This window comes from Raineya orbicola (genome assembly GCF_002843425.1).
Lineage (GTDB): Bacteria > Bacteroidota > Bacteroidia > Cytophagales > Thermonemataceae > Raineya > Raineya orbicola.
Genome location: NZ_NKXO01000002.1, coordinates 1 through 15,236 on the forward strand (window position 1 = coordinate 1; position 15,236 = coordinate 15,236).

The 15,236-nt window shown below is 37.9% G+C and carries 11 protein-coding genes; 6 read left to right on the forward strand and 5 right to left on the reverse strand.

Annotated features, from left to right (window positions below; translation table 11 throughout):
- Positions 1-289: 289 nt before the first annotated feature.
- Complete coding sequence (locus Rain11_RS00540; protein WP_133121454.1) at positions 290-1,396, forward strand: DUF6268 family outer membrane beta-barrel protein; 1,107 nt, start codon at positions 290-292, stop codon at positions 1,394-1,396.
- A 53-nt stretch (positions 1,397-1,449) separates the two neighbouring features.
- Here Rain11_RS00540 and Rain11_RS00545 read toward each other — a convergent pair whose 3' ends face one another.
- Both Rain11_RS00545 and Rain11_RS00550 read right to left on the reverse strand, forming a co-directional pair.
- Entirely contained in the window at positions 1,450-2,160 is a 711-nt protein-coding gene (locus Rain11_RS00545) for a BsaWI family type II restriction enzyme (protein ID WP_101357378.1), read from the reverse strand.
- Positions 2,157-3,434 (reverse strand): DNA methyltransferase, encoded by a 1,278-nt coding sequence (locus tag Rain11_RS00550; protein WP_101357379.1) that lies wholly within the window; start codon positions 3,432-3,434, stop codon positions 2,157-2,159. The genes Rain11_RS00545 and Rain11_RS00550 overlap by 4 nt, the downstream gene beginning before the upstream one ends.
- A gap of 166 nt (positions 3,435-3,600) precedes the next feature.
- Here Rain11_RS00550 and Rain11_RS00555 point away from each other — a divergent pair, with 166 nt between their 5' ends.
- The 4 genes from Rain11_RS00555 to Rain11_RS00570 all read left to right on the forward strand — a co-directional run bounded on the left by Rain11_RS00555 (position 3,601) and on the right by Rain11_RS00570 (position 9,725).
- Entirely contained in the window at positions 3,601-5,163 is a 1,563-nt protein-coding gene (locus Rain11_RS00555; RefSeq protein ID WP_394341582.1) for an acyl-CoA carboxylase subunit beta, read from the forward strand.
- 63 nt (positions 5,164-5,226) lie between these two features.
- On the forward strand, positions 5,227-7,644 hold the full coding sequence (locus tag Rain11_RS00560) for an alpha-ketoacid dehydrogenase subunit alpha/beta (protein ID WP_101357381.1): 2,418 nt from the start codon (positions 5,227-5,229) through the stop codon (positions 7,642-7,644).
- A 54-nt stretch (positions 7,645-7,698) separates the two neighbouring features.
- Positions 7,699-8,784: a tetratricopeptide repeat protein gene (locus Rain11_RS00565; RefSeq protein ID WP_101357382.1), complete on the forward strand. Its 1,086-nt coding sequence runs from the start codon at positions 7,699-7,701 to the stop codon at positions 8,782-8,784.
- Between the two features lie 71 nt (positions 8,785-8,855).
- Positions 8,856-9,725 (forward strand): 1-aminocyclopropane-1-carboxylate deaminase/D-cysteine desulfhydrase, encoded by an 870-nt coding sequence (locus tag Rain11_RS00570; protein WP_101357467.1) that lies wholly within the window; start codon positions 8,856-8,858, stop codon positions 9,723-9,725.
- 48 nt (positions 9,726-9,773) lie between these two features.
- Here Rain11_RS00570 and Rain11_RS00575 read toward each other — a convergent pair whose 3' ends face one another.
- The gene (locus Rain11_RS00575) at positions 9,774-11,366 is read right to left on the reverse strand and encodes a hypothetical protein (protein WP_101357383.1); all 1,593 of its coding nucleotides are present in this window, start codon (positions 11,364-11,366) and stop codon (positions 9,774-9,776) included.
- A 226-nt stretch (positions 11,367-11,592) separates the two neighbouring features.
- Here Rain11_RS00575 and Rain11_RS00580 point away from each other — a divergent pair, with 226 nt between their 5' ends.
- Positions 11,593-12,999 (forward strand): OmpA family protein, encoded by a 1,407-nt coding sequence (locus tag Rain11_RS00580; protein WP_101357384.1) that lies wholly within the window; start codon positions 11,593-11,595, stop codon positions 12,997-12,999.
- A 35-nt stretch (positions 13,000-13,034) separates the two neighbouring features.
- Here the strand turns inward: Rain11_RS00580 and mutY are convergent, their stop codons facing one another.
- Positions 13,035-14,078, reverse strand: coding sequence for an A/G-specific adenine glycosylase (gene mutY, locus Rain11_RS00585; RefSeq protein ID WP_101357385.1), 1,044 nt, complete (start codon positions 14,076-14,078; stop codon positions 13,035-13,037).
- Positions 14,062-15,168, reverse strand: a complete 1,107-nt coding sequence (locus Rain11_RS00590; protein ID WP_101357386.1) for an acyloxyacyl hydrolase — start codon at positions 15,166-15,168, stop codon at positions 14,062-14,064. The genes mutY and Rain11_RS00590 overlap by 17 nt, the downstream gene beginning before the upstream one ends.
- Between the last annotated feature and the right edge of the window lie 68 nt (positions 15,169-15,236).

Below are 15,236 nucleotides of genomic sequence, written 5' to 3' on the forward strand. Positions count from 1 at the left end.
CGTTTTGACCATTTATCCTCCCCCACAAGATATTTTTGTAGAGCAGGCGAAAAATTTTTCAAAAAATCATCTACACTTACGAAAATTTCAACTAATTTTAGCGGACTTAGAGGTAATTGACTCATATGATTAAATATTTAAAAAGTACAACTCAAAGTTAATCATTTTTTCAATTACCCTAAGTTTTTTTATTTAAATCCCTTGAAAACAATAAGTTAGACTTATAATTCACGTTTGTTAAATTGCGAAAACCAAAAAAACGTTTTTTTCAACTAAACGATAAATGCTTATGCGAAAAGTTTTATTGCTTTTACTTGCTGTGTTTTACGCAGGTTTCCTTTCGGCTCAGGATACTACCAAAACTGATGAGCCACCTCCTATTGACGAAGATTTTAGCAATTATGGTGATGTTAGTTCGGGTGTGAAGCGTTATTGTACGCAAAAAGTGCAAAATCTTACCCCTACGAAATTATACGGCGGCGGCTATGAGGTGCAAGGACCTTTTAGTATTACATCTAAAAAAGGTGAGCCTTATCAAAATAATCCCAATTACAACAATGTTGGTGATAGCCCCGATGATGTAAAAGTTCAGGCAGTTCACGGCTTGCATCTAAATGTAAATTATCCAATTATTTCCAAGTCCAGCCTGATAGTGAGCCTTACAGCCCAATATCAGGAGAGTCGTTTTATTTTTGAAGACCCCAAAGGTTATAGTTTGTATCGCAGTCTGAATGATAGAGGCTTACGCACAGGAGGAATAGGCACAACTATATTCAAACCTTTGAATGAGCAACGCTTCATAATTATTCAAGCACAAGGCGATGTCAATGGTGATTTCAAATCAAGTGAATTGGGTACAGCTTTTAGCAGTGGGCTTACGCTCAGTGGGGCTTTTGTGTATGGTTGGAAAAAAAGCGACCGCTTTATGTGGGGGATTGGGGTTACACGTACTTATCGCGGGGGCGAAACTTTGCACATTCCTATTTTGCTCTACAATCGTACTTTCAACGACCGTTGGGGGGTAGAAATACTTTTCCCTGCAAGGGCACATTTCCGCAGAAATTTCTCGCCTAAATCGCTTTTGCAATTGGGTTATGAGATTGTTGGAAATTCTTACCATATCAGCAATATAGGCGACCAAGTAGGTACAGATTTACGCCCTTATGATGATTTGCAACTTCGTCGCTCAGAAGTAAAAATCAGAGCTATTTACGAGCAGGCTCTGAAAAATTTCATTTGGATTTCTGTGCAAGCAGGATTTCGTTACAACTATAAATTTAACCTTTCCGAAGCTCGTGATATTAGAGAGGGGATTATTAACAAAAAATTCTTGCTCAATAACGATATTGGTCATACGCCTTATGTGAGCGTGGGGATTTATTTGGTAAGTCCTTGATATTTGCAAATAATGTCTTTCAAGCAGCCATAATAGTCTTTATGGCTGCTATTTTATTGCTTTATCAATCTTTTCAAGTCTAAAATAAATTTGTCAAACATTTTCACTTTGTCGCTTTCCTCTATGTTGATTTCGCTTAAAACATAGCAGCCGTCTGTATCAACTTCAACGATTGCCCTGCCTTTTTTGGTAGGGTATTTGCTTGTCAAAGTTCCGTCTTCATCGGGCGTGATAAAGTAAACTCTGATGTGTTTGGTCATACTATCCATTGCCAATTTCAATTTCCAGTAACCTGTTTGAGCTATTCTTTCTCGCAAAGTTACTTTGCTTGACAAAACTGCAATAATTTTAGAGTTTTTAGGTTCATAAATTATCAAATCCACATCTGGTAAATGACAACCATATTCGCCATAGTCTACTAATAAATTACGCTTTACTTTGCTCAATTCTTCGGGCAGGTTCTTACCTTCTGTTCTTTCCAAAGAACTACCATTGATGACTTTTAGTCCTAAATTTTGAACTTCGTCAGTGATGATGTACTCAATTAGTTTTTCTAAATTCTTACCTTTGAAAGCACGCCAAGATTGTTCGTGGTCTGGTTCTCTACCCTCTTTGCGGGCTTTTTGGGCAACCTTGCTTACTAAAAAGTCTGCTTTGTGTTGTTCTTTTGCCTCTGTAAGTAGGTTAGAAATATATTTGTAAGCATTTTCTCCGTATTGGGCTTTTTTGTTTTTGTAAATCGCTATCAGGTCTTTAATTGTCATTGTTTTTGCATAATTAAAATATATTCTGTAGGATACGCTAAAGTTAAGTTGGCATCGGTTACTTTTGCAAATTGCCCTGTATTGCTATCTCTTGTGGAAGGTAGCATTTTAGAAGGAATTTCTCTTTTAATAATATCAAAAACTCTAAAACCAATCGTTTGCATTTGTTCTACAAAAACCTCTGCGTTTAGAATTTCCACACCCTTAAAATTAGTGTTGCCAATTACAATACAAGCCTTTCCTTTCGGCTTCAAAACTCTGTGCATTTCTACAAAAGTTTCGTACATATCCGCAAAATAATTTCGTACTTCACGTCCTTTTTTATTATTGCCCAATTTTGATACAATTTCATTTGCCAAATCACTATGCAATTCAATTTCTTCTCTTTGTGTAGCCGAAGAGCCAATAAATTTTTTGCGAAATTGAGCTAATTCGTCTAAATGTCCTAACCAATACAAGGGAAGTTGGTGTAAATCGGCATATTCATAACTTGTTACATAGGGCGGACTTGTTACAATCAGGCTTGCTTTTTCATTTTCACAAGGCACGTTTCGGGCATCTTGGCAAGCAATTTTTCTGAAATTTTCAATATTACCTAAAACATTTTGAGGCAAAATTTTACAAAAAGCATCATTTTTTTTGAGCATTTTTTTTGTTTGTTGCAAAAAAGTAACCAAAACATCATATTCTTTTTTCTTGAAATCTCGTGTAGGTTTAATACTTTTTTGTAACCAAATAGAGCAAGTTTTTAGGATTTGGGCAAAAGCAACAAGAAAAAAGTTTTTTATGCTTTCGTTTTCAATTTCTAAAATCCTATAAAGCAAAATCGCTAAATTTTCCTTTTGAGTAGGTTTATACCAGTAATCTATTCTTTCGTGAAAATTCAGTTTTTCGTAAGCCTTTTCCAAATAAAAATCTTTTTTTCCATTAAAACGACTTATTAAGTCTATCTCTAATTGAACAAACTCTTTGGCTAATTCAGTAGATTTGATAGGGGTTGTTTTTGCCTTTGCCACCAAATAGGCTATTTCGTTAATATCTGTACCTATTCCAACTCTTTGATTTACAATACTTTCTACAATTGTTGTACCACTTCCCATAAAAGGGTCTATAATGAGTTCTCCTTTTTGGCTATGTTCTGCAATAAGCCTACTTGCTAATTGTGGAATAAATTTGGCGGGATAAGTATAGTAAGAATGTGTAATGTAAGAAGTATCCTTTGCGGAACAATTTGTAAAACTCCAAGATTTGTCTAAGGCAATATTATCAAACATTTGATTAAAATTTTCTACAAAAGTACGTATTTTTTATTGAATTGTGTTTAGCACCTTAAAAATTCATAAATAAGCAAGTTTTAAGCATTATTTAAGAACTTGTAAAAATATTTTTTCAGCAAACAAACCTTTTTGTATTTTTGGCAAAAAACCTTTTGCAAAAATGATGGAATCAGGAAAAACCAAAGCCGAAAAATATCAGATTTTAGCAGAAAAAAATGCAGAAGCCTTACTGGGAGGCGGAAAAGACAAAATTGAAGCTCAACACAAAAAAGGCAAACTGACAGCTCGGGAGCGTATAGAATTGCTATTAGACAAAGGTTCTTTTGAAGAGATAGGTAAGTTTGTAATGCACCGAGCCCGAGATTTTGGTATGGATAAACAGCACTATTTGGGCGATGGCGTAGTTACAGGCTATGGAACAATCAATGGGCGTTTGGTGTATGTTTTTTCGCAAGATTTTACGGTATTTGGTGGCTCACTTTCAGAAGCCTATGCCGAAAAAATCTGCAAAATAATGGACTTGGCAATGAAAAATGGTGCTCCTGTCATCGGTTTGAACGACTCAGGAGGAGCAAGAATACAAGAAGGTGTGGTCTCGCTGGCGGGCTATGCCGATATTTTCTACCGAAATACACTGGCTTCGGGAGTAATTCCACAAATTTCGGCTATTATGGGACCCTGTGCAGGAGGGGCTGTCTATTCACCTGCCATTACTGATTTTATTCTAATGACCGAAGGCACTTCGTATATGTTCGTAACGGGTCCTAACGTAGTGAAAACCGTTACCCACGAAGAAGTAACTTCCGAAGAACTGGGCGGAGCTTCCACACACAGCACTAAATCGGGGGTTACGCATTTTGCCTGTGCCAACGAAATAGAAACCTTAGAAACTATCAAAAAACTGCTTTCTTACATACCTCAAAATTGCGAAGAAGAATCGCCCGTTTATGCTTACGAAGCCAAAAGTGATGAGCTACGCCCTCATTTAGACGATATTATTCCCGATAATCCCAATCAACCTTATGATATGCGAGAAATCATTGAAAGTGTGGTTGATGAAGGATCTTTTTTAGAAGTCCATAAGAATTTTGCAGAAAATATCGTGGTAGGTTTTGCTCGTTTGGCGGGGAAAAGCATCGGGATTGTGGGTAATCAGCCTGCGGTGCTAGCGGGAGTTCTGGATATAAATGCCAGTATCAAGGCGGCTCGTTTCGTTCGTTTTTGCGATTGTTTCAATATTCCTTTGCTTGTTTTTGAAGATGTACCCGGCTTTTTGCCCGGTACCGACCAAGAATGGCACGGCATCATCAATCACGGAGCAAAACTTTTGTATGCCTTTTGCGAAGCTACTGTACCACGTGTAACCGTTATTACACGCAAAGCCTATGGAGGTGCTTATGATGTGATGAACTCTAAACACATAGGGGCAGATATGAATTATGCTTGGCCCACCGCCGAAATTGCTGTAATGGGAGCAAAAGGTGCTGCCGAAATTATTTTCCGTAAAGAGATTATGGAAGCTGAAAACCCCGAAGCCAAACTGCAAGAAAAAATTGAAGAGTACGAAAGAAAGTTCGCTAACCCTTACAGAGCGGCTTTCAGAGGCTATATTGATGAGGTGATTATGCCTTCGCAAACCCGTCAGAAACTCATAAAGGCTTTCAAAATGCTTGAAAATAAAGTTGCTTCGCTCCCTAAAAAGAAACACGGCAATATTCCTTTGTAAAAAAGATTTTTTTTGATAAATTGCCTTTCAAGTGTAATTTTGCCAATTCAAACATTGTATGGTATGAGCTTTTACATTCAGAATACGGCTACGGGGATTAGCCTGACCAAGGAAGACATTTTAGCCGATTACCGCCTTGCTTGCGAAAGTCGTGAGGCGAGCCTTATGGGGCGGAAAGAGGTTTTTGCTGGGAAAGCTAAATTTGGTATTTTTGGTGATGGTAAAGAATTACCTCAAATTGCAATGGCAAAAGCCTTCAAGGCAGGTGATTGGCGTTCGGGCTATTACCGCGACCAAACTTTTATGATGGCTATTGGCGAACTGACTTTGGAAGCCTTTTTTGCCCAACTATATGCTGATACACAAATAGAAAATGAGCCTGCTTCCGCAGGTAGGTGTATGAATTCGCACTTTGCTACTCGCTTGCTCAATGAAGATGGTTCTTGGAAAAACTTGACTGAACTTAAAATCTCCTCTGCTGACATATCTCCTACCGCAGGACAAATGCCTCGTCTGTTAGGTTTAGCTTGGGCTTCTAAATTGTATCGCCAAAACCCCGAACTACGTGGATTTTCGCACTTTTCAAACAATGGAAATGAAATTGCTTTTGGAACTATTGGCAATGCTTCTACTTCCGAAGGAATGTTTTTTGAGGCTCTCAATGCGGCAGGTGTGTTGCAAGTGCCCCTGCTAATGTCGGTTTGGGACGATGAATATGGCATTTCTGTTTCCAAAGAATACCATACCATTAAACATAGTATTTCTGACGCCTTGGCGGGCTTTCAACGAGAAAATCCTCAACAAAAAGGCTTTGAAATCTTTAAAGTGAAGGCTTGGGATTATCTCAAACTCATTGATGTTTATCAGAAAGCGGCTAAAATTTGTCGCGAAACACATACACCAGTGCTTATACACGTGATAGAAGTTACGCAACAGCAAGGACACTCTACTTCGGGCTCTCACGAACGCTATAAATCCAAAGAACGTTTGGAGTGGGAGCAGAATTTTGACTGCAACCGAATGTTCAAAGAATGGATTTTAGAACACGGTATAGCTACCATTACCGAACTCAATCGTATAGAGGAAGAAGCAAAAGAACGCGTAAAACAGGCTAAAACTACGGCTTGGAATAATTTCCTAAAATCTATCAGGCGTTACCAAGAGGATACTGAAAAAGCATTAGACTGGGCAATTTCACAAAATCCTGCTTACCAAGAGGCTTTGCAAAAAGTGAGGCAAGAATTAAAAAGCACCGTCAATCCTATCAAAAAAGATTCTATTATTGCTCTCAAAAAAGCCATTCGTATCTTGCGAAATGAGCCTGAAAGTGCTAAAAAAGAATTGTTGCGAGTTCTAAAAAATAAACAGGAACTTGCTCGTGATGAATATAACTCATTCCTTTATAGTCAATCACCGAAAAATGCTTTACACGTAAAAGAAATAAAACCTATCTACGCTCCCGATGCCAAAGTGGTAGATGGCAGAGAAGTTTTGCAGGCAAACTTTGAAGCCATTTTCCAAAATAATCCTTTGGTAGTAGCTTTTGGTGAAGATGTTGGCAAAATTGGCGATGTAAATCAGGGTTTTGCAGGTTTGCAAGAAAAATTCGGTGAAATTCGCATTACTGATACGAGCATTCGTGAATGTACTATTTTGGGGCAAGGCATTGGAGCGGCAATGCGTGGTTTGCGTCCTATTGCTGAAATTCAGTATTTGGATTACTTGCTGTATGCCATTCAAATTATGTCTGATGATTTGGCTTGCTTGCAATATCGCACCAAAGGCGGACAAAAAGCTCCTGTGATTATACGCACACGAGGGCATCGTTTGGAGGGGATTTGGCATTCAGGCTCGCCTATTGGAATGATTTTACACGCTATTCGGGGTATTCGGGTGCTTGTACCTCGCAATATGACTATTGCGGCGGGCTTCTACAATACAATGCTTCAAACCGATGAACCTGCTCTCATTATTGAGTGCTTAAATGGTTATCGTTTGAAAGAAAAAATGCCACTCAATTTAGGTGAATTTACCGTGCCTCTGGGAGTGCCTGAAATTTTACGCGAAGGCACTGATGTTACATTGGTTACGTATGGCTCAATGTGCCGAATAGCAATGGACGCCGCCTCTCAACTTGCCGAAGTGGGCATAAGTGTAGAAGTGATTGATGTGCAAACCCTTTTGCCTTTTGATGTTCATCACAGCATTTTGCACTCTATCAAGAAAACCAACCGAGTAGTTTTTGCAGACGAAGATGTAGAAGGAGGTGCTTCGGCATTTATGATGCAACAAGTTTTAGAGGTGCAAGGAGCATACCGCTACTTAGATTCAGCCCCTGTTACCATTCACGCACAAGATCATCGCCCTGCCTATGCCTCTGACGGCGACTATTTCTCTAAACCCAATGCCGAAGATATTTTTGATAAAATCTACGCAATGATGAGCGAGGCAAATCCGCAAAAGTTTCCTCCGTTGTATTAACTAAAAAGCAAGGTTTCTGTTGAATGAAGCCTTGCTCCTCTTATGGTTGTGTAAATGCAAAAGTTTATTTTCAAAATAGCCTTTATTTTAATATTGGTAGCCTGCCAAGAGCAAAAGGCTCGCTTTGCTGTTCAGGAAAATGCTCAAATAGATGCGTTTTATTCACTGGCTTCTTTACAAACGCTTCAAAAAGCTTGGGAAAATGACCCCGAAAATGATATAACGGCTTATCAACTTGCTTTGTGGTATTTTCATCAGAAAGAATATAACAAAGCCAAAGATTTTGTCCAAAAAGCTCTTAAAATTTCTGAAAGAGCAGAATATTATTTGCTCAAAGCTCAATGTGAAAATGCTTTGAAAAACTTCACCGAAGCTCGTAGTAGCCTACAAAAAACCTTGAACCTTGAAAAAAACAATTTTCAAGTTTTACTTTTTGCATTTCAGTTTGCAATGGAACAAAGCGAGTGGCAAGAGGCAGAGAGATATTTGCAAAAACTTGAAAAAAATTATCCCGAAGCTCCTCAACTTACTTTTGCCAAAGGAAAACTTGCTTTTCTGAAAAATGATACCCTGCAAGCCTATCATTTTTTACAGAAAGCAGTTGAGCAAAATCCTGCCTATACCGAAAGCTACAAGCTATTGAGCCATTTGTATAATCAACAAAATCAGCCTACAAAGGCTATAGAATGGGCAAATAAAGGACTGAAAGTCAAAAATTTATATGATAGTCTGTTTTTAGAAAAAGCTCTTGCTTGGCAAAAACTCAAAGAAAAAGATAGTGCCGCCAAATACTTCCTGCGAGCCTATCAGCAAAACAATCGTTTGTATCAGGCGTCCTTTTTTTTAGGCGAGCAGGCTCTTAAAGCAGAAAAGTATCAAGAGGCGTTAAATTTCTTGGAAAATGCCTATCGTTATGCACCTGCTTTGCCCAAAATCAATTATTTTTTAGGTATTTGTTATGAAAAATTAGGTAAAGATGAACTTGCATTAGATTTTTATCAAAAAGCTATCAAACAAGATGCCGAAGATTTAATGGCTCGTCAAGCATTGTATTTCTTGAAAGAAAAATTAGAACGAGAACGAATGAAACGTCTGCAAGATTCTTTATGGAAAGCACAAAGCCTAAAAAACGAACCATAAAACTCATTGCTTGGGTTCAAAAATAATTGGAATTCTTGTGTGGCTTTTTTTCAATTTTTAGGCACAATGTTATGATATTTGTAAATACTTTGGACTTTTTGGAAAAAGTTGATTTTTCTAAAAAAATAGAAGTTTTTATACTGCGTTTGGATAAAATTGATAGCTACATTTCAGGGAACAAATGGTTCAAACTGAAATACAATTTGCAAGAGGCACGAAAATTGGGTTTGAATAAACTGCTTACTTTTGGCGGGGCATATTCTAACCACATTGTAGCAGTAGCCGCGGCGGGGAAGCGTTGGGGTTTTGAAACTATTGGTGTTATCAGAGGAGAAAAACCTCCAATACTCAATGAAAGGCTCTTGCAGGTAGAAAAATGGGGAATGGAATTATACTTTGTGAGCCGTCAGGACTATCAGCAGAAAAAAAATCCTGATTTTATCCAAAAGTTAGAGCAAAAATTCGGAAATTTTTACCTTATTCCCGAAGGAGGTTCTAATGCTTTGGCGGTTCAGGGTACTAGTGAGATTTTAGATTTTTTACCGCAACTTTCTTTTAGTTTTGACTATATTCTGTGCTGTGTAGGAACAGGCGGCACACTTGCAGGACTTGCCCGAAGTCTTTACGCCACAAATACAAAACTTGTAGGTATTCCTGTACTCAAAAATGCATCTTTTTTGTATCAAGAAATTTACAAACTCTTGCAAGATACGCCTTTTCAATCTTTTGAATTGCTTTTAGACTACCATTTTGGCGGGTATGCCAAAAAAACAGAAAAACTTTCGGCGTTTATTCAGCATTTTGAAGAAAAATTTCAAGTTCCTACGGAGTTTGTCTATACAGGAAAGATGTTTTTTGCTTTTTTTGATTTATTAGAAAAAAACTTTTTCCTTCAAAATAGTAAAGTGCTTCTTGTACATACGGGAGGAGTTTTTAGATAAAAAAATCCTCACAGATAGCATCTGTGAGGATTTCAAGAAAAAAACTGCTTAATCTAATTTTACTCTACCAAAGTAAATGTATTTACCATTTGAAGTTGAACCAAAAAAGGTAATTTTATTAGGTGCAGGCTTGAAAAATGGGAAATTTTTATCCAAGTAAAATTTCTTTTTATTCACTACGCCCAAAGTTGTAAAATTGCTAATGGAAGCATCGCCTTTGTTAATTTTAGCAATACGAGGATAAATTTCCAATCTATCATCTCCAACATCAAATCCATCAATTTCGGTGAGAATTAAGTACATATTTTGATTAGATTCGCTCACATCTAAAATATACTGCGGAGCTCCCATAGCCTTGCTCCATTTATTGTTTTCAACAGGGTCTATGCCATACATTGCTTTCAGAACCCCCTTGTTATCAAAATACAAGGTAATTACATCTTGATAGACTTTCTTATTCTTGGAAACTTTATAGTTTTGCCCCGATAAAATAAACTCCTCTCTATCATTTACCATAGCGATTTTTCTATCAAATTGTCCGCCTTTGAACACAGGTTTGCGTTTTTGAGCAGGGGGCGTTTTGATTTTAGCTTTCATTTCATCAAGATTGGTATTCGTGATGAACTCTACTTGATTGGTTGCCTCGTTGTACTTCATCACCTGCACAGACTTAAACTTATTCGGATTGATGATTTGGTCATAGTATTTGCCTTTGGTATCGGCAGATAAGCCATAAAAATAGTGGCTGGTGTTATGTGTAAAATCTTCATCTATACGCCATAAAGAGGTAGCCGCTTTGTAGGGTACTCGTACCACATTTTTGAAATCGTTATCAAAGCGTAAAATTTCAAATTCATTGGTTTTATCTTTGGGGGCTTTGTTTTTTCCCCAACGGCTGGGAGCAAGCATAAAGAAAGCACCTTCGGCTATGGGAATATCCTCGTCTTCGGGGTTTTGCCTATTGATGACAGACTTGTAGAAAGCTCCCATTGCATAAGGGAAGTCAATATCTTTTTTAGCTACCATATCTAAATCTTTGTTGAATTTCATTAAAGTGATTCTTTGGTAGCCCATCTCACTTTTGGGGGTTGCTATTACGACTGCATCGCCTGTGTAGTCATCTTCATAGTAATTCAGAAGCAAATATTTATCCCCTTCATCGGTTTTAGGCTTTACTTTTTCAAGTGTTTTTACACTTTTGGTATATTCTTGAAAAAAGGTACTCCACGTGTAAGTTACACGCTTACGTTTAAGCACCAGCGTACCCGTGAAGTTTCTCTCAACACTGATACCTTCTCTCACGATAGGCTCTTTATATTTTACTTTTATTTCTACATCAGATTTACCCAAACGCAATTTGATGCGGTTGTTTTCAATTTCCTGCTCTTCTTGGCGTTGGTCAAGCAGATTGTATTCCTTATCAAAGGAATAAATTTCCATTTTGATACGCCTGCTATTCTGTGATGTGATAAAAACAAGGTCAATATTGCCTGTTTCTGCATCTTGATTAACGTGATACAGGTAGCCCCTTTTGGCACGCTTGGAAAGTTCGTGCATTTTTTCTAACTCTACCGTTTGGGCATATACATTTGCACCAAACAGCAGACATACAAACGAGAGAACTGCAAAAATACGTTTCATATATTTTTAGGAATTTAGTTTAAGCAAAAAGACAAAATTTTCAAAGCTTTTACCATACCTCATTTGACGTATTTTTGCAGGAAACTTTCTGTATCTTACTACTCACACAAACAAGAAATTTGTACTTTTATCTAAAATTTAGTATAAAAATCATTTTTTTGTAGGTAGTACAAAATTTTTTTTTAATATTGCGAAAATATTTTGCAAACGTAAAAATCATATTCTTATGAAGAAAATAACTTTACTGCTCTTTGTAGTGTTTTGCTCTTGGTATAATGCCCAAGCCCAAGGCTCTGACTGGACTTTGGGAGCAGGCGTAACTGCTTTTGATTTCGGTGTACCTGCCAAAAAGGGCTTGAGTATGAGCGACTGGAATTGGGGACCCTACATCACGGCTTCCAAGAAAATTGGTTCTATGATTCAAATTGCTCCCTCGGTTTCGGTAGTTGAAATTCGTAATTTTAGCGACTTATTCCCCGACGAACTTTTTACCACAGGACAAACCGCCGCCAGCGTGCAAGGTAGCTTGGCAGGGCAATTACATTTTTTGCCTGAAAAGAAATTTGACCCTTATCTTACTTTGGGCGGTGGTGCTAATTACCTTCGCAGACAAACCTATGGAGTTCTGGAAGGTGGATTAGGAGTAAATTATTGGGTTGATGACCTAATTGCCCTTAATTTACAAGCAGGCTATAACTATATGTTTGATTTTGCCGATTATCTGCATTACAGAGGAGGTTTCCGTTTTGGCTTGGCTAAACCCAAAGATTCTGACGGAGACGGAATTCCTGATAAGAAAGATAAATGTCCTAATGATAAAGGTTTGAAGCAATTTGCAGGTTGCCCTGATACTGATAACGATGGCATTGTAGATGGTGAAGATGCCTGTCCTGCTGAAGCGGGTTTGAAAGAATTTAATGGTTGCCCTGATAAAGATGGCGATAAAATTATTGACAAAGATGATAAATGCCCTGATACACCCGGTTTAGCTCAATTCAAGGGTTGTCCTGATACAGACGGCGACGGCTTACCTGACCCCGACGATGCTTGCCCTACCGAAGCAGGAAAAATGGAATTACAAGGTTGTCCCGATAAAGATGGAGACGGCATTGCCGATAAAGATGACCGTTGCCCTGAACAACCCGGTTTAGTTTCTTTCAAAGGCTGTCCCGATAAAGATGGTGATAAAATCCCCGATGTAGATGATGCCTGCCCTGATGTACCCGGTATCCCTGAAGAAAAAGGCTGTCCTGCTAAAAAACCTAAAGAAGAAGACTTGTTAAAAATTGCCAAAAGTATCAATTTCGCCACAGGCAAAGCTACTATATTGAAACTTTCACTGGCATCGCTTGATAACTTAGCTAATCTATTGAAGCAATATCCTGATGCTAAAATTGTTGTAGAAGGGCATACCGATAATGTAGGTAATAGAGCCGCTAATAAAAAACTTTCTCAACAGCGTGCCGATGCCATCAAAAACTACTTGGTGAAAAAAGGCATAGAGGCAAACCGTATTCAGGCAATTGGCTATGGCGATGAAAGACCTGCCGATGGCAGCACTGATATTAAAGCAGGTAATAAAACACCTCAACAGCGTTCTGCAAACCGCCGTGTGGAAATCAAGAATATTTGATAAAATTCTGCCTTGCATTTCAAAACCTACAAGGTTTAACCTTGTAGGTTTTGTGTTTGTAAGGTTTGCAAGTAATTAGCTATGATAATAGGTTTAGGTAAGTTTTGAACAGCTTGCCAAGAATACCATTCTAAATTTTTATCTACAAGATTTGGGGTAGGACTTTCAAAATGAAAAAAACGAATAAATATTTTTTGATGAGTAAGTTGGTGTTTGAGTATTTCAGAAGCCATTAAAAAAGTTCCCTGTACCTGTATCTGATGAAGTTCGTCTAAACTGATTTTTTCTTGCAAATCAAAATCGTAAAGATTTTGCCAAATATCCTTGTGTAAGCGTTTTTTGAGGGCGATTTTATCTTCATTGTGCCAAATAATATAAGCAAAAAAACGCTCACGCATTTGTGTTTTACTGATTTTTACAGGCAAACTCTCCTGCTCTTGATAAGCAAAAGCAAAACAATGCTCACGCAAAGGACAAAACATACAATTGGGTTTTTGCGGGGTACATTGCAAAGCCCCAAATTCCATAATTGCCTGATTGTACTCACTACTATTTTCAGGAACGATACTTTCAGCCAAAGCCCTAAACTCTTTTTCGCCTTGTGGGCTGGCAATATCTGTATAAATGCCAAAATAACGAGCCAACACCCTGAATACGTTACCATCAAGCACAGCTACTTTTTCGTTGAAGGCAAAAGAAGCAATCGCTGCTGCGGTGTATTTGCCTATGCCTTTGAGTTTGAGTAGTTCTTGATAGTTTTTTGGAAACTCGCCTTGATTGTTTTCGCAAAGATGGCGAGCCGCAGTAAGCATATTTTTAGCTCGGTTGTAGTAGCCTAAACCTTGCCAAAGTCGGAACACTTCATTATCACTTGCCGAAGCCAAATCTTGTAAGGTAGGATACCTTTCTACAAATTTCAGATAATAAGGCAAACCTTGTTTTACACGAGTTTGTTGTAAAATAATCTCTGAAAGCCAAATGTGATAGGGATTTTGGGTGTTTCGCCAAGGAAGTTTGCGATGATGTTTTTTATACCAAGCGATGATGTTTTCTACAAAAAATTTACTTTTCTCGTTCATTTCTTTTGATGTTCCAATGCGTTCCAAGTGTAAATTCTGCACATTCAGCTACGGAAGCGTGGGTTTTGAGAAGCAATCCTGTGAAAATGTTTTTATGAAAATACCATTTCAAACCATAACGCTGATAAAAAGGCATATCGGTTTTTGCCTCAAACTGCCTACGAATATAGTAACCAAGTTGGATATTGAGGCTCATATCGCCGAAGGTAATTTCATCACCTATTACCAAGCTAATACGCCTGTAATCAGGTTTAGAGGTTTGATTGGGAAATTTTTGCTCAATTTGATACTTGATGCCTTCGTTCCAAGAAAAATCCAAACCTGCATTTAATCGGTGTTTTCGGTTTATATCACGCATAGCGTATAAACCTACATTGAAAACAAAATGTTTGTAAGGCTGATTGATTTCCGTTTCTATAAAACTACCTGCTAATGCCGTCTGAAAGTGCCATTTTTTTTCAAAAAAGGTGTGGGTATTTTTTTGGAAAATAATGTTTTCAGGATTAAACACATAGCTTGCTCCCACAAAGGTAGTGATTACATTTACACCCGCATTGGGCAGTTTGAAAGCACCATTAGAATAATGCGTAATCTGCAAGCCTGTTTTAAGTCTGAAATGAGAGTTGAGGTGATAGTTCCACCAAAATCCCCCTTGCATTACATAGCTCCAAATATTACTCAAAACATTGTTTTGAAAATTGGTTTCAATATCAAAAGGATTAGAGGCAAAGGCAAGCCCTGTACCGATTTTGAATTGTAAGGTACTTTTTTCCGCTCGGTAGATAGGCAAAAGCATATTTGCCGATAGTGCCACGGAATGCCCAAGAATAGAATTTTGGTAATTGAAATAAGTGAGTGCAAAAGAAGTTTGGGGGTAGCCAAAGTCTTGTTCCCAAGCAAGCCTACCCAAATGATAGCGATTAAAGTAGGCTGTAATTGCCCAAGGATGCGACTGCACGTGCCCAATTTTAGGTGCGTGGCGAAAAATAAAACCATAATCACTCATTAAACCCGCCTCAAAGGGGGGTTGGGCGAGGGTAGTCGAGGCTATCAGCAATCTTAAAAGAAATATGAGGAATATCTTCTGCATAGTTGGTGGCGTAAAAATAATAAAAAACCTCCAAATTTTAATTTTTGGAGGTTTTTTTGAAAATGCAA